Origin of the sequence: Legionella wadsworthii DSM 21896 = ATCC 33877 (assembly GCF_000701265.1) — a bacterium.
In the GTDB taxonomy this organism is placed as follows: Bacteria; Pseudomonadota; Gammaproteobacteria; order Legionellales; family Legionellaceae; genus Legionella; species Legionella wadsworthii.
Genome location: NZ_KL370759.1, coordinates 448,400 through 468,079, shown reverse-complemented (window position 1 = coordinate 468,079; position 19,680 = coordinate 448,400). Strand labels below are relative to the sequence as shown.

Here is a 19,680-nt window from a genome sequence, read left to right as displayed (position 1 = left end):
TGAGGGCTACTAAAATAAACGGTAAACTAATTTAAAGTGAATCTATAATACTACTATAGTACTTAGGATCCTCAAAACAAAAATACTTCTTTTAAAAACTTGAAATATAGGAAACTAACCCACAAATATGCTAGACTAAATATATAAAAATAGAGGAGCTATAAACAATGAACCGAAACGATGTCACAATACTTACGCGAGGTAATGAGTCGGTACTTTCAACAAATAAAGTACTACGAAATACCTATCTTTTACTTAGTTTGACATTCATATTCAGCGCATTTATGGCTGTTTTATCCCTTACAAGTGGCGCACGTCCCATGAACCCTATTCTCATGATAGTCGGCGTTTATGGTCTGATGTTCTTGACGCAAGCATTACGAAACAGTGTCTGGGGACTTGTGAGTGTTTTTGCTTTCACGGGTTTTCTAGGCTACACATTAGGACCAGTTCTTAATTTTTATATCAGCCACTTCACAAATGGTCCGCAATTAATTGCAACCGCTTTAGGAGGTACTGGTATTATTTTCTTTGCTCTATCAGGTTATGCTTTAACAACGCGAAAGGATTTCAGCTTCCTGGGTGGATTTCTTTTTGTTGGAATTATGGTGGTACTATTAGCCATGATCGCAGGAATTTTCATTCAAATACCTGCCTTGCAATTAGCCATTTCAGCTGCATTTATTCTTATTTCTTCAGGATTAATCCTCATGCAAACCAGTGAGATTATTCATGCAGGGGAAACCAATTATATTTCAGCTACCGTTGGTCTTTTTGTATCCATTTACAATTTATTTGTTAGTTTACTCAATATATTAGGCGCCTTTTCAGGTCGCGACTAACTCCTGTTCTCCTCTAGCTAGTCCCGGTCTTACCGGGATTTTTTTTATCCTTAAGTCCTTATTACCTGATAATCATTTGTATTTGAGTGTAGCCAGCGAGACCAGAAATCAGCTCATATCCTATCACCCTGATCGCAGCGCTAATCCGGCAACATTGAAAGTGACTTAACTTTGTTGCCAGGTAGCCTTGGCTCTAAATAGTTCGTGTAAATCATCCGTAGTTTTCTTAATCTCTTGAGGTAAAGAGTACACTTCTCTATTTTTTTGATAATAAATTCCCAACGGTACGGGGTAATCGGGAAAAGATAAAGAGGCAAGGCGGATTGCAGCGACTAAATTGCGGGGATCATGAAGAGAAATATGCATTTGATCTGCTGAAACACTCACAATCTCCTCTCCCATGAAAGAGAGTGCTTTTTCTTTTCGTGATCCATAAAGTAAGGGCTGCCCTTCTTCCAATATTACAGTATTCTCCGCCCGGTTATTTTTAAGTGCAAACTCATCGAATGCCCCATGGTTGAAAATATTGCAATCTTGATAAATTTCTACAAAAGAACACCCTTCATGTTCTTGAGCTTTCTTTAATATCGTCCCTAGATGTGCTGGATCTTTATCTACAACCCGTGCCACGAAACTTGCACCTGCAGCCAAAGCTAAAATTAAAGGGTTGACTGGTTCATTGGATACACCCTTAGGAGATGTTTTTGTTACTTGACCCTTTTGTGAAGTGGGGGAAAATTGGCCTTTTGTTAATCCATATACCTGATTATTAAATAATAAAATATTCACGTTAACATTTCGTCTCAGGATATGAATCAGATGATTGGTACCGATGCTCAGAGCATCTCCATCTCCAGTTATAATCCAAACACAAAGATCATCCCTAAGTACTTTTAAACCAGTTGCAACTGCGGTTGCCCGACCATGTATGGTATGAAACCCGTAAGTATTCATATAATAGGGTAATCTGCCAGCACAACCAATTCCAGAAATAAAAACATGCTGTTCTGGTGGCAATCCCAGTTCTGGTAATATTTTTTGTATCGCCATTAAGATGGCATAATCACCACAGCCTGGACACCAGCGAACTTCATTAGCATTGGCAAAATCTTCACGCTTATATTGGCTCATAATTGACTTCCGTCTTGATTGTATTTACCAGATAACTCACGGTAAATGGTTGTCCATTCGATTGGCCGATCACTTGGGCATCCACTAGATACATACCACGAATAATTTGGCTCAATTGTCCCGAATTTAACTCAGCAACGAATACTTTATTGTATTTCTTTAGTATCTCCCCTAAATCATTAGGTAAAGGATTGAGATGTCTTAAGTGCACATAAGCAATGGATAATCCCTGTTCCAAACACTGCAAAACTGCTGATTTCAGGCTGCCATAAGTACTGCCCCAACCTATGATGATAATGGATGCATCGGCATCCCCTTCAATTTCCAACTGTTTATATTCACGTGCGATGCCTTTAATTTTCTGCTGGCGTAAATGAACCATTTTTTGATGATTTTCTGCATCATAGCTCACGCGGCCTTCATCACCTTGTTTCTCCAACCCTCCTAACTGATGAATGTAGCCTTCAGTACCGGGTTTGTTCCAGCTACGGCTTAAAAACTCATCACGAGTAAACGGCTTAGGGAAACGGTTAAATTCAATTTTGGGTAACTCTAGAGTACTTATTTCAGGAATTTTCCATGGCTCAGCTGCATTGGCCATATAAGCATCCAGTAAAACAATGACAGGAGTCATGTATTTGATTGCCAAGTTAAATGCTTCCAAAACCGTATTAAAACAATCTGCAGCCGATTTGGCTGCCAATACAGGCAATGGAGCTTCACCATGCCGCCCGTAGAGGGCATGAAGCAAATCGCTTTGACTCGTTTTTGTGGGTAAACCTGTAGATGCGCCAGCTCTTTGGACGTCAAGTAACACTAAAGGTAATTCAGCAATTACCGCGAGCCCCAGGCCCTCACTTTTTAAATCCAGTCCTGGTCCTGAGGTAGTTGTTAATGCCAGACTTCCCCCATAAGAAGCTCCAATACACGCACATATCGCTGCAATTTCATCTTCAGCTTGAAACAATTGCACGCCAAAATCAGACAATCTCGCACATTCATGCAGTATGGCAGAGGAAGGGGTTATGGGATAACCAGAAACCAAAAGCGGTATTTGAGTAGATGTTGCCAGAGTAGCAAGTGCTAATCCAACTGCTTCAACTCCCGTAATTTGCCGATACGCCCCTACATCTCGGTTCACTTCACCTAACATATAATTGCGGCGGGATAACTCTAATGTCATGGCATAATTATATCCAGCTAATAAAGCCAATTGGTTTGCTTTGGCAATATCGGCATTCGACTTGAATTTTTTAGTAATGAAGGCTTCACATACTGAGGTGGGTAAATCAAACAACCACAATATTAAACCCAATATATAAAAGTTTTTAGTTTTTGTCCCCTGAGGCTTCGTTAATTCAAGTGACGATACTGCCTGCAAGGTTTGGGTGATTAAAGGGAGGGAAATGATTTGGTAATGCTCCGCGTCATTATCGAGAAAACTCTTTTCCATTCCGGCCTTTTGCCAATCTTTTTCTTGGAAACTGTCTTCATTGATAATGAGCAAACCCCCTTGGTTTAAATATTGTAGGGAATTTTTTAATGCAGCGGGATTTAACGCAACAAGCACATCAATTGCTTCCCCTGCTGTAAAAATAGCATGTTCTGCCATTGCCAGCTGAAAACCAGAGACTCCAGCTACTGTACCTGCCGGGGCTCTAATTTCTGCAGGGAAATCCGGTAAAGTCCGCACATCACGTCCAGTAAGTGCCGCACTGATGGTGAGTTGCTCCCCCACCAATTGCACTCCATCCCCCGAATCTCCCGTTATACGTATAACAATTACGTCAGATGTTGACATAGAGTCTTGCTTCCTGCATTAGTTGACGCATGTGTCTTACTGCCTCTTTCATACCACAAAATAAAGCTCGGGCGATAATGGCATGGCCTATGTTAAGTTCATGTAACTCTTTGATTGAGGCTATAGGTTGAACATTATGATAATTAAGACCATGCCCTGCATTGACAATGAGATTGAGACTGGCTGCGTATTCTGCAGCATTTTTTATCCGTGCCAATTCATGCTGTTGCTGTTCGACATGAATTGCATCAGCATAACAACCCGTATGCAATTCAATAACAGGTGCGCCAATATCTGCCGCAGCCTTAATTTGTTCCAAATCTGGATCAATGAATAAAGAGACTTCACTTCCTATAGTTTTCAATCGCCTTACAGCCTGCTCCACTGATTTTAGGTGGGAAATGACATCTAATCCACCTTCGGTTGTTAACTCCTCGCGCTTTTCAGGCACCAAACAGGTATGTTCAGGTGCAATTTCTTCTGCAAAATCCAGCATCGCATCAGTCACCGCCAACTCAAGATTCATGCGCGTTTGCAATACTTGTTTTATCAGTCGTACATCCCGTGCTTGTATATGCCGCAAATCTTCTCTCATATGCAAAGTGATTCCGTCAGCACCTGCTTCTTCCGCCTCCATTGCTGCTTGAACAGGATCAGGGTAACGGGTTCCACGCGCCTGACGAACCGTCGCGATATGATCAATATTTACACCCAGTAGTATCGGCTTTTTCATTCTACACCTTACATATAAAATAAAGAGTATAAAGTTCATCCTTCGCTAACTCAAGCACCCCTTTTACATCGAATGCAAACCTATATGGATTGTCCTTCATGAAAATTGCAAATTCTGAATTTCTAATATTCCTTAGCTTCATCCGCTTATTTTATTTCAGCAAGATACAAACTTCTTGTCTTAATTTCGCGTCCACCTACAAGGTAATCTATTGCTTGGCGCATAATAATTTTTGCTGATTTAAGATAGGAAACCTCACTTAGATTATCTTGGGATAAAGCAAGAATATGAGTGCCGGGAATGCCTTGATTATTTTTCACAAAGCCTTCCCCGGCAACAAATTGATAATACGCTCCCGGGACAATTGGATTTGCGGTTTGTGCTTCACAAGTTAATGAAAAAGAATAACCACATGCATGAAGTAAGGTCCATTCAAAACGCCTCAATGAAGCTTCAATCATCAACCGTTCTTTTGCCAAGGCCAATTCGTTTAAAGTAAATAAATAGGCATCAAACAAGGAGGGATCTGAATAGTTTGGTTTCAGTGCATAATAAAGAACTTCATTAATATATAAGCCTGCGAAAAGCGAGCTGCCTGTGAGTTGAAGTGTTGGCGAAATTGTTTCAACAGCCTGTGCATAGTGCCGATCATGACGTTCTGCAAGGTTAACCCATAAAGGAGTAAATGGTTGTAACAAGGCTTGCTTTTTCGGGGTACGCCCGCCTTTGTACAGGCACTGAATTAATCCTAAGTCACGTGAAAAAAAAATAACTCGAGCGCTCGTATCTCCAGACCACTTCTTATGTAAGATCCAAGCCTCTAAAGGTTTAATGGTCATAGCCTAATTGTTTTAAGATACGCTCGTCATCGGACCAGCCAGATTTTACTTTGCACCAGCACTGTAAAAATACTTTTTTGCCTAATAGTTTTTCCATATCCAAACGCGCATTTGTGGCCATTTCTTTCAATTTTTGACCTTTGTCCCCAATGATCATTCGCTTGTGATTGTCTTTATCTACGAGAATCAATGCATGAATCCGCACCAGCGCCCCTTCATCTTTGTATGATTCAATATCTACTGTAACAGCATAAGGTAATTCCTGCCCACAAAATCGAAAGATTTTTTCTCGCAATAATTCGGCGCACATGAATTTTATAGAGCGATCTGTCAGTTGATCATCTGGAAATAGATGGGGACCTTCAGGTAAATAGTTCTGTAGTTTTTCCTGCAATTCTTCAACCTGCACCCCAGTTTTCGCTGATATAGGAATAATTGCGGCAAATTCATGTTTTTGATTTAACTCTTCAATCCAGGGCAGCAATTGATTTTTATCTTCAATTTTATCTACTTTGTTCACGACCAAAATACAAGGTACTTTAGCTTGTTTCACTAAACTTAATACATATTCGTCCTCATCTTTCCAATGAGTACCATCCACTAAAAAAGCAATCACATCCACATCGCGCAAGACGCTGATTGCCGTTTTGTTCATCATGCGATTCATTGCTTTTTTACTCCCCTGGTGGATTCCAGGGGTATCGACATAAACAAATTGGTACTCATTTTCAGTACGTATTCCTAAAATACTGTGCCGTGTTGTTTGAGGCTTCCTTGAGGTAATGCTCACTTTTTGCTGTAAAATACAATTAAGAAGAGTAGATTTCCCGACATTAGGTCTGCCAACTAAAGCAATGTAACCACAATAACTAGTCATTAAAATTAGATTCCTGTTTATTTTTAAATCATTTTATCAGTGGCCTCATTAAATTTCCAGATTTGTCTCTTTTATACTTGATATTTCATTAAAAATACCAGTATCCTGTGCAGTATGTGAACAAAGGATGGTTCAAATGTCTGATTTTGTAACTAGGGATGGCCATACCCAAATACTCGTTCCTTTAACCATAACGCCCTTTAGTCATCAAGCATTACCCACTATTACCGGAAGCCCGTTTAGCCACGAAGCTGGAACAGTATTATATGGTCATTATAATATGGAATACCTCCTTCCTGGAGGCGACAGACTGCGTCTCATTGCAAACCATGATAAAAAAACCGTGCAACTGATGGTTTTCACCTATCAAGCAGAGCTTATTCAGCTTTTACCAGGAGAACGACTTTCCTCATTAGTTGCAAATACAATGACCAAGGTACATCGCTATCGAATACGATCGGAAAGTTACAGCAAACCACTTACACCATCACAAGAACAAAAATTGCTAATTGCCAATGAATGCTATAAAAATTTAAATCAATTATTAAAAATTGAACGTCAATTATCTCCTCAGGACCATGAAGGACACGAAGCCTTAAGAAAACAGGTGATTGAGGTGATAAACCGCAGCGCGGACCAGAATAGAATATTAGCGACTTCTCCACTCATTTCCGAAGGTTCTCTGGGAACCATTCTTTATGAAGCTCATCAAATAGCCCAACATCATACATTTAATCGCATCTATAAGATCTCGCGCCGTGATCAAATGGATTTCAGCCGTATACAAAAAAATGAGGGATCTAAAAAAGCCATGCTTGTGTGGGATAGTGAACTTCATATTGGCCATAATTCCAAAGATTTAGATGATGCCCTACGCGTTATTTGTAGTTACTATAATCTACCACCTGCCAACCGACTGAATCTTATTCCTGCGAATAGGTTGATACAACTTGCTGCCTTTTTAAAGAAATTGTGGCAGGATGGACATGACTGGATCAACTATCTTGCAATAAATACCAAACCGGAGCACAAAACAGAAGTTCTAAAACGTCTGGATGGCCTCTCAATTACTCAAATTACACCCTATTACCGATTACAAGGATTTCCACAAAAAGGTTATGAAAATTTAAAAAATTTAGTGAACCAATTCATCAATAACTCCAATGAAGGATTGCTCGCTAAAAATATAAAAAAAGCAAAAAAAAATCTCAGTGGACTACCACAAGGAAGTTGGATTATTGTTGAAAATGAACAAACTATTTTAATACGGCAAGAGAATCACATTATCTCTTTGCGTTATTTTGTTTTCGATAAGCTTTTCTATCCTCTGCCAGATGGACAAGATCTTTACACTTTAGGACAAATAAGCAAACGTCATCTATATTTGCCGGAACGTGTTAGCCTTAGATTAAAAGCATTTATTTCCCGTATTCCCGGCTTTTTTTATAAGTTCTATAAAAGCTTGAGCCACTTTATTGTCCATGATTTACATGATGATTTTTTTAATCATATTCATCAGAGTCACATTTCCCTCCAACACAATTCGGATACAAAAGACCAACACAAATCAAATAAATCAAGAAATTCATTGATATTGGCCTTGCAAAATGAAGGGCTCTTGGCAAATGGACAAACTCTTGAAGAGTTCATTAAAGAGCAAATCAGCCATAGTTCCTATGTGATTGCTCGCCCCGAGCATCCGCCAAGCCCGCATGCTTACGATAACCCTTTTCACCGGGCCTTGGAAGTACTACGCCATATTGCTCATTTTTTCATCGATGTCAGTGAACAAAATCCCTTAATAGGCACATTGGCAATGGCAGCTTATCTTTATGGTGGCGGTGCTGTACTTGCTCCAGAGCTCCTAAAATCTCTTTTAACCAAATTGCACTTACATGGCTTAATTGCAGGTATTGAGCCAACACAAAAATTAGCCCATTGGATGAGCCATGGAACTATTTCAGAGGCAATTTCCGCTTCAATGACCTACTGGCAAGGTGTCGTCGCAGGGGGAAATCTGGATAAGTTTTTTGTAGAGGCTTTCAGTGTTCTTAAAGAAGATCCCGCTGAAATAGCTATTATCGCTTCATTGGCTCTTAGTTTAGGTTATGGTCTCACTAAAGTAGTCCCCTCTTTGGGTCATGAGATGGGCGATTTCCCTTATACCAATTACGCCGCTTTAGGTGGAAAAGGTGGGGCTGCCATTTATGATACCATTATGCATCCTGGTGATGATTGGTTTTTGGGTACTTGTAAATGGTTGTGCAAAAACATGGTTACCCTGGGTAAATTGAGTGTTGCGCCATTTATTGAAGGCTATTACTACGGAGTACATAAAGGACTACTGAAAGGATTTCAAAAAAGTTATCACCTTCTTCAGACCACCTGTAAACAAACACTTGCGGGAGGTATTGATTTTGCTTTAGCCCTTCTTACCATCCCTCTTATCGAAATAAGTGCGCTTTTGATTCATGTGCCCTTTAGGGGAGTAACCAACCTAATCACCAAAACATTGGCTTTTTTAGGTCAAGTTAGTGATGTAGGGGAAGTGTTACTTTTCTTTGCAAAACGGGGTCCATCAGATAATTTAATTGCGGGTTTCAGATTTTCTCCAATCTATGGATTTACCTGGCCATTTGGACATTTTTCTGATGCTAAGTTAATAAATTTTGGTATCAACTGCATTCGCGTTTTGTGTATTCCGTCGCTACAACTTATAAAAAATATTGTAATATTACCCATTCTTGATTTAATTTCTTTCTTGACCCGGGTAGGCTTAACTATTTTAGATCCCATCACTCGGATTATCGCTTTTGCTTTAGGAAACTGTATTATAACACTAGGCAAAATTTGGGATAATTCGTTCGGGATTTTATTTCAAACCGGAGCTAAGGGAATCGCTAAAGCTTGCAATTGGCTTGATCAACAAGCCAGCACGCTGAAACATACTTTGTTATCCTTTATAGAAAGTCAAAGGGGACACTTATATCATTGGGCGTTCGCAAAAGAAGATATACTTTTGCATACTTCACTGGATGATTCTGAATATTACGCCACGGATCCAAGACGGTATGAGCTAATACCCCATTCCAGCAGTCACTGTTTACTACGAACACTCCTGGAAAATACCAGTTGTTCTTCACCGCAAGAAATAAGTTCCGGCCAAATTTCTAATCATCAATCCTTATTTACCGTAAAAAGTTCGCAAAGTAGTTCAAAACTTGCTTTTCAAAGTTCAGAAATCGATTATAGTATTTAACTGTTTATTCAAACCCGCCAACTTCTGGTGATTTATTGTACAATATTGTATATAATTACAGTAGGGTGTAAGAGGATAATATAGATATGACCATTGCAAAAGAAGTAAGAGATGCTCCGAAACTTACCATAGAACAAATAAATGCGATAATGAATGAGAAACTAAACGCTGCCATTGATTCGAAAGAAGCAAGTGGAGATCTCGCATTTTCTACACCTGATAATCCAAAACCTTCTACCATCGACCTGAGTAGATTCGGCTTACAAAATCCGGATGACCTAAGGGTTTTCCTTTTATCCCCAGCGGGTGAAACTGTGACTCATGAAATTGGTGCTGAATTAGCTCATGAACGTGCAATTGAAGAAGAGCGACAGCTACAAATTCAAGAAGAAATCATAACTCACGAACGAAGAAGAGGACTGCTGTTTCATTGGCTGCTCGCAGAAGAAGCTGAAGCTCAAAAAGCACAAGCCGAACTCATCCAAGAACAAGAGAAAATTCTCAACGATGAAAAGAATTTTCAGAAAAAAGCCGCACCACCTGAGTCCACCAAAACAGACGATGAAATATATGATAAATACTCTGAGGCAATAGAAGCATACCAGAAAGCTGAAGAAGATCTGGAGAAGCGTGTTAAAAGGTTAGAAACTGAACGCGAACGAATTAGTGAGAAACACAGTGTTTACCAAAAGAGTTTTGACGAATTTGATAACGAATCTTCTTACCTGGAAAACCTATCCGTCGACAAACTCGAAGTAGAAAAAGACAAACTCCAAAAAGAAGCTGATGCCATTGCTGATGAAATGGCGCAAACAGGTGATGAGAAAAAGCTCAATCAATTAGTGGATAAATTGAATACTATTGGTTTTAAAATTGCAAATGTTAATGATTTAATTGATACCAAAAAAGATAAGAAATTTATAAATGAAAATGGAGAAGAAGTCAGCACCTATAAAAAAGCTGCATTTGTTGTACCTAAAGATAAAACCGTTTTAAAGGATGGTGGGGAGTATTATCTAGTACCTAAAGGTACTGATTTAGATACATTTAAAAATATGCCTCAAGAAGAAAAAAACAGAGCAAAAAAAGATTTTCAAGATAAAAAAGATGACATACAACTGGTTAAAAAGGTAGTTGCAGATACCAAAGATAAAGAAATCGACTCAAACACGACCAATCTTGCTCAGTCTAAAGCGCAACATACAATGATAAAAAATCAAGTAAATAGTCTCCAATCTGCACGTGCTAATGCAAAGCAAGCTTTAGAATCAAGCACTCAGCTGGGCATGAGTCCCCCTGATGGTACTGTTTCCATCCAAAGTTTAACACAAGGGGCTGCACGTGCTATTACTTCCACAGCTCAATCAAAACCCCAGTCAACCCCAATGCTGTCGCAACAACAAATTTACGGTGCCTCTGCAGCATTTGTTAAAACGGTTAATCCCAATGGTCAGAGGGTAACCTGGGGTTCTGTATTTAGTAAAATTAAAACAATACAAAATCCACAAATCCAAGATGAAGCTGAGAAGTACTTCACTGATGAAGCCAAGAAAAACATGCCTCAGGACAAGAAAGATGCGTTGGATAAAATGGATCCTGATTCCAGGAAAGAAAGAATAAAAGAAATGATGAAACAAACTCCCGTACCTGAAACCACGATGAATAGTTTTTTGAAACATATGGCACGGTTCGGGGAGGATGCTTATAAGGAGGGTGTTGCTGATAAACCAAGTCCCACAGAGCAACGTCAAGAACAAATATCCACGCCGATGGCCCCCAGTTGATCGATGCCTTTGAAACCCAAGAATGCCCTGTATCAACTACTTGGGTTTCAATCCAATAAATGAACCATTATCTCTAAATAAAAATAGCTATATTCTTTGCATTAGAATAGTGAATGTACTTGCTTATCCAAGTTAAGTCTTCTAACATAAAACTTTGAGACATTATCCATTTGAAACAGAAGATTATTAAAATTAAATAACCGTAGGACTCACCATGATCTTAGATAAGTTACTGGGCAATCAATCTGTAATTATATCATTGGACGTTGATAATTTTTTGTTTGAACGCTTAGAACAAATTAAAGCTGCAGGCTTCGATTTGGTGGAAATTATCTCTACGGATCAAGAGTTATTATCCCAGGCAATCCTTCATTGTCCTTCTTTAAAAATTGGCGCTGGCAATGTCGTTGATACACAACAACTTGAGAATTGCTATCAGGCAGGAGTACATTTTGCAACCAGTCCGGGTTATTTACCCGCAATTGCTCAAACTGCAAGCGTATATTCCTTAAGTTATTTACCCGGAGTAGCAACCATCTCCGAAGCAATGGCTGTAATGAGTCTTGGTTATACCCATGTTCGCCCTTTTCCTGCAGATTTAGGATTTTGTACTCTTTTGAATAAATGCCTCCCAAATTTAAAACTGTTCCCTGCCGAAATTGAATGGGAAGAAGCAGAGCATTTCCTGAACTTACCGGCTGTAGCAGCAGTAAGTATCCATAATCCGGATATAAAGCAGCTTGGTGTATTGACCACCAGTATCCTGGCATAATATTCCTCTATTTTTAGCAAATTTTGAGCAATTTTTAATCGTACTTCATATTGCCTTAATGTAATCATTATATAATAAATATATTCACAGTGATTGATTATAGGACAATTATGTATTCTGTTGATATTCTAGATTTAACAGCACAGAAATTGGGCAATATTAAGGAACAAAAAGCAACTAAATATAAAGAATCAACAAAAGGGTTTAGTGATTTTATTCAGGCAGTTACCAATCAGCCTCCCGAAAATCAGTTACAATTTATTTTAAACAATTTAGATGGATTGCCTTCCGAAATTAATTCATTGCTATTTTCTATCGCAGCAATGGGTATCCGACGAGCTCAAGATTTACCTCCAAACAATCCAGAAAAAAAGTCCATTGAGGGCATTGTCGCTAATTTGGGAGACTTAATTATTAATGGATTAACGAAAAGACTTCTACCAAGATGGGATATTCTCAGTAGTATTCAACTTCATTTAGGCAATTGGATTGAGAATTTTCAATTCCAGGATTCTCCAGATACAAGCCAGGAAACTTTGCTTGCCGCTTTTTGCATTATTTCATATTTCGAAAGTGTTATACCTGATTCATTTAAAGAAAGTAAAAAAGATTTAACGCGCCTTAGAGAGCAAATAGCAAATAAATTTAATCAATTAGTTCAAGAACATAGTAATTTATTAAGACCTTACGATGCTTCCCTTAGAGCACCAGTCGTAGAACAACTGTCTCCGGTAGAGGTATTTAGGCAAAATTTAGCCAATCTTGCCAGAATTGAACGTCTTAGACACTTAGATAGGATTCTGAGTAGTCAAAATCCCATGAATCAATTCTGGAATCAGTACAATACTCAAACTAAATTTACTCAGCTGATGGATGATCTCCGCCTGCAGACTGAACAAAGAAATCAATGGCAGTTATTCTTTGATTGGCACGTGTCAGGAAACAAAATGGCCAAGGTTAAAATTGAGGCACCGGAAATTTTGGGAGGGGTCCCTGCAAAAATTTTCACACTCAATAAAATTAAGCTTTTAAATCTTCAGGCAATAGCTAATTTAGGTGTCGAGCGTGGGAACTATAATTATGACGTTGATAATTTGCTGATAAATTTGGAAAGGGAGCTAGTCCAGGTACCCCAAGTGGAAATAAGAGATATCCAAACGATAAAATCACAGCACTCCCAAACTAAGTCAGCTAAGGGGATCTCAGCAGTAGGGCTGGGAGACTTGTTCGCGGAGATTAAGCGCTTCCAACAATACTTACAAAGTCAAAGTGATCAACTTGTACGTTTGAGTACCATAAATAATCTTATCGAACAATTGAATGATGAAGGTGTTGACACCTCTAGCTTAGATAGGTCATTTGAAGATATGCTGGAACAGACCATCAATTCAATGCCCCACGAGAATAAAGTAATACCTCAAACTCCCAGGGAAAAAATTGCCCTTATGAATCAAATGGTAGAAGAAGCTCTTGATACATCTCAAAAAATTCATCAGGATCTCGAAAATCTCACAACTAAGATGTATGAAGCAGCTCCAAAAAGTGATGTTTTAATTACCGCTGCGTCACAGTTTGTAACTAAACATGAAAAAAGTTTTGGTCATCTATTACTGTGCTGGTTTTCTTCAACGTACAAGGAAATGTTTGAGTCTATAAAAACTGGGGCAAAAAATGGGGATCCAGTGCAGATTGCCAGTGTTTTAGTTGGTCAAGCAGAGGAGTTCTCAAAGAAATATAAAATCGTTACTTTTTTTAAGTCAGTACAAGACTTAAATAAATTATCCTCCGCTAAAGAATCTGATGAAGCTGATAGAGGGATGGAACCTCTATAAAGAGAGAACCAGTATTTCGGAGGGATTACTCCCGATTCAATATTATGTCCAAAACAAAAAATCCAGCGCCAATGCAAATGGCGCTGTCTGCTAGGTTAAATGTCGCAAAATGGTGGTGTTTGTAATAAAAATCCATAAAATCGACAACATACCCTTGATATGCCCTATCGATTAAATTACCTATAGCCCCGCCTAAAATAAGGCCAATCCCTGATAAGAGTAACCTCGATTTGGTTGTAGTCCGGTACAACCATACGGCCAAACCAATACTCATAATGAGGCTAAAACTGGCAAAAAACCATCGGTGCCAATCTCCAGCACCACTTAAAAAGCTAAATGCAGCCCCGGAATTATACGCTAATGTCAAATTAAACATCGGGAAAATAGGCAATGGTTTATATGGTGTTAAATAAACTTCAACCAAGTATTTACTTGCTTGATCACAAATAACTACAATCAGGCTTAATACAAACCAGGGCCATTTTTTCATATAAATTGCCTCATTTCTTCTTGACCATTAATATTGCCGACACAGCGCAAACATAACTCTGGATGTTGATCATCCTGGCCAACATCCGGTCTTCTATGCCAACAACGAGCACATTTTTCATGGACGCTTGGGGAAACAACAATCGAAACACCATAAGGAGTGGCAGATAAACCCGCAGGTGCTGAACTGTCTGGATGAACAGCTGCACCTGAAGTAATGAATAAAAAGCGGAGCTCTTCACCTAAACGAGTGAGTTTGGGCAATACCGTACTGTTCGCGTATACCGCTACCTCCGCAGCTAAAGCAGAACCTATCTCGCCTTTTTGGCGTGTTTCTTCCAAAGCTTTATTGACTTCATCCCGGATCAAGTGCAGTTCATCCCATTCTGCCATATTCACGTTTTCTATTTCTGGCCACGCATGATACCAAAGCTCAGTAAAGACCGACTCTTGATCATATCCTGGAATATATCGCCCTATTTCCTCGGCGGTAAAAGAAAGTATCGGAGCTATCCAAAGTGTGAAGGCTTTAATGATATGGTACATGGCCGTTTGGCACGAACGCCTTGCCTTACTGTTTTTTGCAGTGGTGTATTGCCGGTCTTTAATCAAATCGAGATAAAAACTACCCATATCGACTGCACAGAAATTATGAATCTTCTGATAAATAATATGGAACTGATAGCTTTCATAAGCTTCTATAATCTCTTCTTGCAAAAGCTGGCTGCGCTTTATTGCCCACTTGTCCAACTCTAAAAGATCGTTCTCGTGAATAAAATCTTTAGAAGGATCAAAATCGAATAAATTAGCTAATAAAAAACGGGCCGTATTGCGAATACGTCGATACGCATCTGCATTTCGTTTGATAATTTCATCGGAAATACTTACTTCATGCCGGTAATCGGTAGAAGCAACCCACAAACGGAGAATGTCTGCTCCATGTTGATTCACCAGCTGATCCAAAGCCACATAATTTCCTTTGGATTTAGAAAGTTTTTTTCCTTCCGCATCTACTGTGTACCCATGGGTCAATACAGTTTTATAAGGAGCCGTGTCATACATCGCTACTGAAGTTGTTAAGGAAGAGTTAAACCATCCCCGATGTTGATCGGAGCCTTCAAAATAGATATCAGCTGGGAAAGCTAAAGCATCATTTTGCTTTAGAACACAGAAGTGGGTGACACCCGAATCCAACCACACATCCATCGTATCATTTATTTTCTCGTAATATTCTGCATCCGCACCGAGCAGCTCTTTTGCATCCAACTCAAACCAGGCATCAATCCCTGATCTCTCAATCAGAGATGCGACTTTTTCAATGAGTTCCAATGTTTGCGGATGTAGCTCACGCGTGGCACTATGAACAAACAAAGGCATAGGAGTACCCCAAGCTCGTTGTCTCGATATACACCAATCCGGTCTATTTTCAACCATATTGCTAATTCGTGCCTTGCCCCAATCTGGAACCCAAGTCACCTTGTCTATTTCATTAACAATGTGTTCTCTTAACCGACTTTTGTCCATCGAAATAAACCATTGCGGTGTTGCTAAGAAAATCATGGGTGATTTATGCCGCCAGCAATGTGGGTAACTGTGTCTGATATTGTCCTTGGCTAAAAGCACTCCTTTTTCAGTCAAGACATTCAAAATGGCATCGTTGGCTTTGAGCACAGGAAGTCCTGCAAACAATTCTACGTCATCAGCAAAGCGGCCATTTCCTTTTACTGGATTAATTAACGGCAAATTATATGCTTTACCTACCAAGTAATCATCTGGTCCATGAGCGGGTGCAGTATGGACACTCCCGGTTCCTGATTCTGTAGTGACATGTTCCCCTAAAACAACCGGAACGAAACGATTATAAAATGGGTGCTTTAATTTTAAATGTTCAAAAGCCTTCCCTTTGACAGAGCCCCGAACATGGTATTGATTCATACCGTAACGTGCCATGGCTGACTCAACCAAATCTGATGCGAGTATCCAATATGCATCGCCTGTGTCTACTAAAGAATAATCAATAGCAGGATTCAAACATACTGCTTCATTAGCCGGTAAAGTCCAAGGGGTAGTCGTCCAAATGGGAATGCTAACGGGCTTTATTTCTGGCTCTACCTGAAATAAATGAATAAATTCTTCAGGATTTAAAGCAAAAAAAGATACATCGATTGAAGAAGAAGTTTTTTCATCATAATCCACTTCTGCCTCAGCCAGAGCGGAACCACAATCGATGCACCAATGGACCGGTTTAAAACCTTGTTGCAAATGGCCATTTTTTATCATTAATCCCAAAGCGCGCACAATATTGGCTTCATAACGAAAATCCATTGTGACATAAGGGTTATACCAATCGCCAAAAACGCCCAATCGTTGAAATTCATCGCGTTGTATGTCGATTTGACTGGCAGCATACTCACGACATTTGGCGCGAAATTCCCGAGGAGAAACCTTATCCCCTGCTCTGCCGATTTTTTTTTCGACATTGAGCTCGATGGGTAATCCATGGCAATCCCAACCGGGTACAAATGGGGCATCGTAACCGCTAAGTGTTTTGGATTTGATAATGATGTCTTTAAGAATTTTATTGAGCGCATGTCCGCAGTGCAAATGGCCATTCGCGTAAGGAGGACCATCGTGCAGAATGAAACGTTTACTTCCGGCACGTACTTTCCGAATTTTTTCATATACGTTCTTTGATTTCCAGTCAGACAGAACCTCTGGCTCTCGAGTAGCCAGGCTTGCCTTCATCGGAAATGAAGTATTCGGTAGATTTAATGTATCTTTATATTCTGCCATAAAAGTTCACTCTGCAAAAATCGTTAATATTGGGTGACTCATTCTAAGAATGTAGTCTGATTAAACACTACAATAACTCTATCAATTTATCTGTTCCATTAATTGATTTTCAATGTCCCAATCGTACTTAAATCTGTACCAGATTTTGAAATGCGATCGTTTTCAATAGAATTTCTGAGGAATTCCCTGGCCTCTTTTATATCAAGATAAATTTGAGCAATGAGAGCATCCACCGAAGTGAATTTAACCTCATCACGTAATTTGTGCAAGAAAAACACTTGCAATAATTCACCATAAATTGATTCATTAAAATCAAATAGATGCACTTCCAAGATATTCTTACTTCCATCTACAGTAGGACGGCGTCCGATATTAGCCACACCGTATTGTATCTTTGAACCAATGATAACCCGAACGACAAATACTCCTTTTAAAGGCAGAGAATAACGATGTAGTGCAATATTTGCCGTAGGAATTCCCCACTGCCGCCCACGTCCATCGCCATGCAGCACACGCCCGCAAATACTGTAATGCCTTCCCAAATATTTCGCTGCAGTATTTAAATCGCCCTGTTGTAGTGCAGTTCGAATCCTTGTTGAACTGATTCGGTCTTCATTCAAACAAAAATTAGAATAAATACTCACCGTACTATTATAATCAGTACTGATTTTCTTTAACAAACTAACATCTCCCTCTCTCCGGTTTCCGAAACGGAAATCTTCACCTACCAAAAGAAATTTCACATGAAGCATCGAAAATAAGAAGGTAGCAAAATCAGCAGCAGATGTTTGGGCTAATTGTTCATTAAATTTAAAACAGTAAACATAATCAATACCACTGGATCGAAATACATCTAATTTTTCCCTCAGACTCGAAAGTCGGGCAGGCGCATTTTCCTTTTGGAAATACTCTCTGGGTTGCGGCTCAAAAAGAATTAGGACTAAAGGTAAATTAAAGTTATCGGCTTTTTGCCTTAAAGTTTTAAGAAGATTTTGGTGTCCTAAATGTACACCATCAAAATTACCAATAGTAGCGACTACGCCCTTTTCAAAAAAAGAAAAATGTTGTATTCCGCGCAACAATTTCATCACTAATTCAATCGCATGACATTAAAACACATTAGTATACTTGTTTTCTGTGTCATTGAGAAATAATAAGAGGGGGGCAAATGTACTCAATGTAAACCCGGGTTGCACTAAGCTGAACCCAGGCAATACGTTTATTTTAAAACAAATTAAGATTTCTTGTGTTTTTCGGGAGGAATAGAGCGAACGATTAATACATCACATTGCGCACCATGCAAAATGGAGTTTGCTGTTGAACCCAATAATAAAGAAAGACCATGTTTCCCATGGCTTCCAGTAACAATTAAATCGATATTTCGTTCTTGGGCAACTCTTAGAATTTCATTTTTAGTGGAACCAAATTCAATAAATCGGTGTTTTGCATCAACTCCTAATTTTTCAGCCAACTCATCGAGCTCTTTTTCGGCTTGTTCTCGAATAGATAACTCAACTTCAGCAAATCCAGCAAAACCAGGATAAGCATAAGCAGGAATCGGCTCTACGACATGAACTAATATCAAATCTGCACCATTTTCATCAGCAATTTTTTTTGCTTTATGTGCTGCGATAACGCCTACTTCGTCAAAGTCAGTAGCAAACAATACCCTCTTATACATCATTTTCTCCTTAAAATTCTGATGCCTATTTATAGACTAGCAGATTTAAAATTAATTGCATTACAAAAGAAATGGTGTCGGATATATCGAAACAAAAATGAGGGAGGTGTAAAAATCAATTCAGATTCTTATCTCTTAACCTGATGTGTTCTTCTGCTTTGACAATTGCTTTTCTAATGGCTATTGCTTCTTCAGACTGTTCAGGAGCCAGTTTTAATAAACGCTGCCAATAACTTATGGCATCTTCATAGGCATGACTTACAAAAGCATCCATTGCCAGCATTGCTAACGCATCGGGTTGATTGGGATTATTTTTTAACAGGTGATGAAACAGATCCGTAATTTGCACTGTGAATTGCTGATGATTCAAAACCCACAAACTATGTGCATAATTTACTCCATATTGTTCATTATCCGGTTCAAACTGAAAAGCTTTTGCGAAAGCATTTACTGCATTTTGCTTTTCACTCTGGCTGCTGTATAGACGTCCTAAAAGATACCAACCTTTAGCGCTTTTCGGATTGTCTCCTAATTCTGATCTTAATTTTACAATTAATTCCTGGGGACTCTTCACTGTTTCCAGAATTTTTTTGGCTTGTTCCTGAGTAGTAAGGTGGTGGTTGTATTCTTGCCAACTTCTAAATCCGCCCCAATAAAAATAACCGGCAAAGGCAACTAAAAAAACAGCGGGAACTATTATCAAACTTGAAAAGAAACGGCGTCGGAATGGATAAACCATGATCATACTGGCCAACACGGTGAGACCCGCCAATAATCCAAGCAACCACCATTCTTTCATATAAAACTCACTAATCTATAAATACTCAGAGCAGGTTTATTACCAATA

The 19,680-nt window shown here is 39.1% G+C and carries 15 protein-coding genes; 5 read left to right on the top strand and 10 right to left on the bottom strand.

Annotated elements, in window-relative coordinates:
- Positions 1–167 precede the first annotated feature (167 nt).
- Positions 168–842, top strand: coding sequence for a Bax inhibitor-1/YccA family protein (locus BU07_RS0108260; RefSeq protein WP_031565086.1), 675 nt, complete (start codon positions 168–170; stop codon positions 840–842).
- A gap of 165 nt (positions 843–1,007) precedes the next feature.
- On the opposite strand, the gene BU07_RS0108255 is transcribed toward BU07_RS0108260, so the two are convergent.
- The 5 genes from BU07_RS0108255 to era all read right to left on the bottom strand — a co-directional run bounded on the left by BU07_RS0108255 (position 1,008) and on the right by era (position 6,223).
- Positions 1,008–1,976 carry a 2-oxoacid:ferredoxin oxidoreductase subunit beta gene (locus BU07_RS0108255; protein ID WP_031565085.1) on the bottom strand — a complete coding sequence of 323 codons (969 nt, stop codon included), beginning with the start codon at positions 1,974–1,976 and terminating at the stop codon, positions 1,008–1,010.
- Positions 1,960–3,774, bottom strand: coding sequence for a 2-oxoacid:acceptor oxidoreductase subunit alpha (locus tag BU07_RS0108250; protein WP_031565083.1), 1,815 nt, complete (start codon positions 3,772–3,774; stop codon positions 1,960–1,962). Before BU07_RS0108250 ends, BU07_RS0108255 begins: the two co-directional genes overlap by 17 nt.
- On the bottom strand, positions 3,761–4,507 hold the full coding sequence (gene pdxJ / locus BU07_RS0108245; RefSeq protein ID WP_031565081.1) for a pyridoxine 5'-phosphate synthase: 747 nt from the start codon (positions 4,505–4,507) through the stop codon (positions 3,761–3,763). Before pdxJ ends, BU07_RS0108250 begins: the two co-directional genes overlap by 14 nt.
- A 146-nt stretch (positions 4,508–4,653) precedes the next feature.
- Positions 4,654–5,346: a DNA repair protein RecO gene (recO, locus tag BU07_RS0108235; protein WP_031565079.1), complete on the bottom strand. Its 693-nt coding sequence runs from the start codon at positions 5,344–5,346 to the stop codon at positions 4,654–4,656.
- The gene (gene era / locus BU07_RS0108230; RefSeq protein WP_031565078.1) at positions 5,336–6,223 is read right to left on the bottom strand and encodes a GTPase Era; all 888 of its coding nucleotides are present in this window, start codon (positions 6,221–6,223) and stop codon (positions 5,336–5,338) included. The genes recO and era overlap by 11 nt, the downstream gene beginning before the upstream one ends.
- A gap of 136 nt (positions 6,224–6,359) precedes the next feature.
- Here era and BU07_RS0108225 point away from each other — a divergent pair, with 136 nt between their 5' ends.
- From BU07_RS0108225 to BU07_RS0108210, 4 genes are all read left to right on the top strand, one after another.
- The gene (locus BU07_RS0108225; RefSeq protein ID WP_031565077.1) at positions 6,360–9,482 is read left to right on the top strand and encodes a hypothetical protein; all 3,123 of its coding nucleotides are present in this window, start codon (positions 6,360–6,362) and stop codon (positions 9,480–9,482) included.
- Positions 9,483–9,568: 86 nt separating this feature from the next.
- Positions 9,569–11,266, top strand: coding sequence for a hypothetical protein (locus tag BU07_RS0108220; RefSeq protein ID WP_031565076.1), 1,698 nt, complete (start codon positions 9,569–9,571; stop codon positions 11,264–11,266).
- A gap of 214 nt (positions 11,267–11,480) precedes the next feature.
- Positions 11,481–12,038: a bifunctional 4-hydroxy-2-oxoglutarate aldolase/2-dehydro-3-deoxy-phosphogluconate aldolase gene (locus tag BU07_RS0108215; RefSeq protein ID WP_031565075.1), complete on the top strand. Its 558-nt coding sequence runs from the start codon at positions 11,481–11,483 to the stop codon at positions 12,036–12,038.
- A gap of 110 nt (positions 12,039–12,148) precedes the next feature.
- Positions 12,149–13,870: a hypothetical protein gene (locus tag BU07_RS0108210; RefSeq protein ID WP_031565073.1), complete on the top strand. Its 1,722-nt coding sequence runs from the start codon at positions 12,149–12,151 to the stop codon at positions 13,868–13,870.
- Between the two features lie 25 nt (positions 13,871–13,895).
- Here the strand turns inward: BU07_RS0108210 and lspA are convergent, their stop codons facing one another.
- The 5 genes from lspA to BU07_RS0108185 form a co-directional block, all read right to left on the bottom strand.
- Positions 13,896–14,360, bottom strand: coding sequence for a signal peptidase II (gene lspA / locus BU07_RS0108205; RefSeq protein ID WP_031565071.1), 465 nt, complete (start codon positions 14,358–14,360; stop codon positions 13,896–13,898).
- On the bottom strand, positions 14,357–17,152 hold the full coding sequence (ileS, locus tag BU07_RS0108200; protein ID WP_031565069.1) for an isoleucine--tRNA ligase: 2,796 nt from the start codon (positions 17,150–17,152) through the stop codon (positions 14,357–14,359). The genes lspA and ileS overlap by 4 nt, the downstream gene beginning before the upstream one ends.
- 98 nt (positions 17,153–17,250) lie before the next feature.
- Entirely contained in the window at positions 17,251–18,240 is a 990-nt protein-coding gene (gene ribF / locus BU07_RS0108195) for a bifunctional riboflavin kinase/FAD synthetase (RefSeq protein WP_031565067.1), read from the bottom strand.
- A 146-nt stretch (positions 18,241–18,386) separates the two neighbouring features.
- Positions 18,387–18,833, bottom strand: coding sequence for a universal stress protein (locus BU07_RS0108190; RefSeq protein ID WP_031565066.1), 447 nt, complete (start codon positions 18,831–18,833; stop codon positions 18,387–18,389).
- Between the two features lie 115 nt (positions 18,834–18,948).
- On the bottom strand, positions 18,949–19,632 hold the full coding sequence (locus tag BU07_RS0108185) for a tetratricopeptide repeat protein (RefSeq protein WP_031565064.1): 684 nt from the start codon (positions 19,630–19,632) through the stop codon (positions 18,949–18,951).
- Positions 19,633–19,680: the final 48 nt, after the last annotated feature.

Bases quoted from the DNA above. Each gene is read 5' to 3' on its own strand.
- BU07_RS0108185 (WP_031565064.1), bottom strand. From the start codon at position 19,632: ATGAAAGAATGGTGGTTGCTTGGATTATTGGCGGGTCTCACCGTGTTG.
- BU07_RS0108260 (WP_031565086.1), top strand. From the start codon at position 168: ATGAACCGAAACGATGTCACAATACTTACGCGAGGTAATGAGTCGGTA.
- ileS (WP_031565069.1), bottom strand. From the start codon at position 17,152: ATGGCAGAATATAAAGATACATTAAATCTACCGAATACTTCATTTCCG.
- lspA (WP_031565071.1), bottom strand. From the start codon at position 14,360: ATGAAAAAATGGCCCTGGTTTGTATTAAGCCTGATTGTAGTTATTTGT.
- BU07_RS0108210 (WP_031565073.1), top strand. From the start codon at position 12,149: ATGTATTCTGTTGATATTCTAGATTTAACAGCACAGAAATTGGGCAAT.
- BU07_RS0108220 (WP_031565076.1), top strand. From the start codon at position 9,569: ATGACCATTGCAAAAGAAGTAAGAGATGCTCCGAAACTTACCATAGAA.
- BU07_RS0108190 (WP_031565066.1), bottom strand. From the start codon at position 18,833: ATGTATAAGAGGGTATTGTTTGCTACTGACTTTGACGAAGTAGGCGTT.
- BU07_RS0108225 (WP_031565077.1), top strand. From the start codon at position 6,360: ATGTCTGATTTTGTAACTAGGGATGGCCATACCCAAATACTCGTTCCT.
- recO (WP_031565079.1), bottom strand. From the start codon at position 5,346: ATGACCATTAAACCTTTAGAGGCTTGGATCTTACATAAGAAGTGGTCT.
- BU07_RS0108215 (WP_031565075.1), top strand. From the start codon at position 11,481: ATGATCTTAGATAAGTTACTGGGCAATCAATCTGTAATTATATCATTG.
- pdxJ (WP_031565081.1), bottom strand. From the start codon at position 4,507: ATGAAAAAGCCGATACTACTGGGTGTAAATATTGATCATATCGCGACG.
- era (WP_031565078.1), bottom strand. From the start codon at position 6,223: ATGACTAGTTATTGTGGTTACATTGCTTTAGTTGGCAGACCTAATGTC.
- ribF (WP_031565067.1), bottom strand. From the start codon at position 18,240: ATGAAATTGTTGCGCGGAATACAACATTTTTCTTTTTTTGAAAAGGGC.
- BU07_RS0108250 (WP_031565083.1), bottom strand. From the start codon at position 3,774: ATGTCAACATCTGACGTAATTGTTATACGTATAACGGGAGATTCGGGG.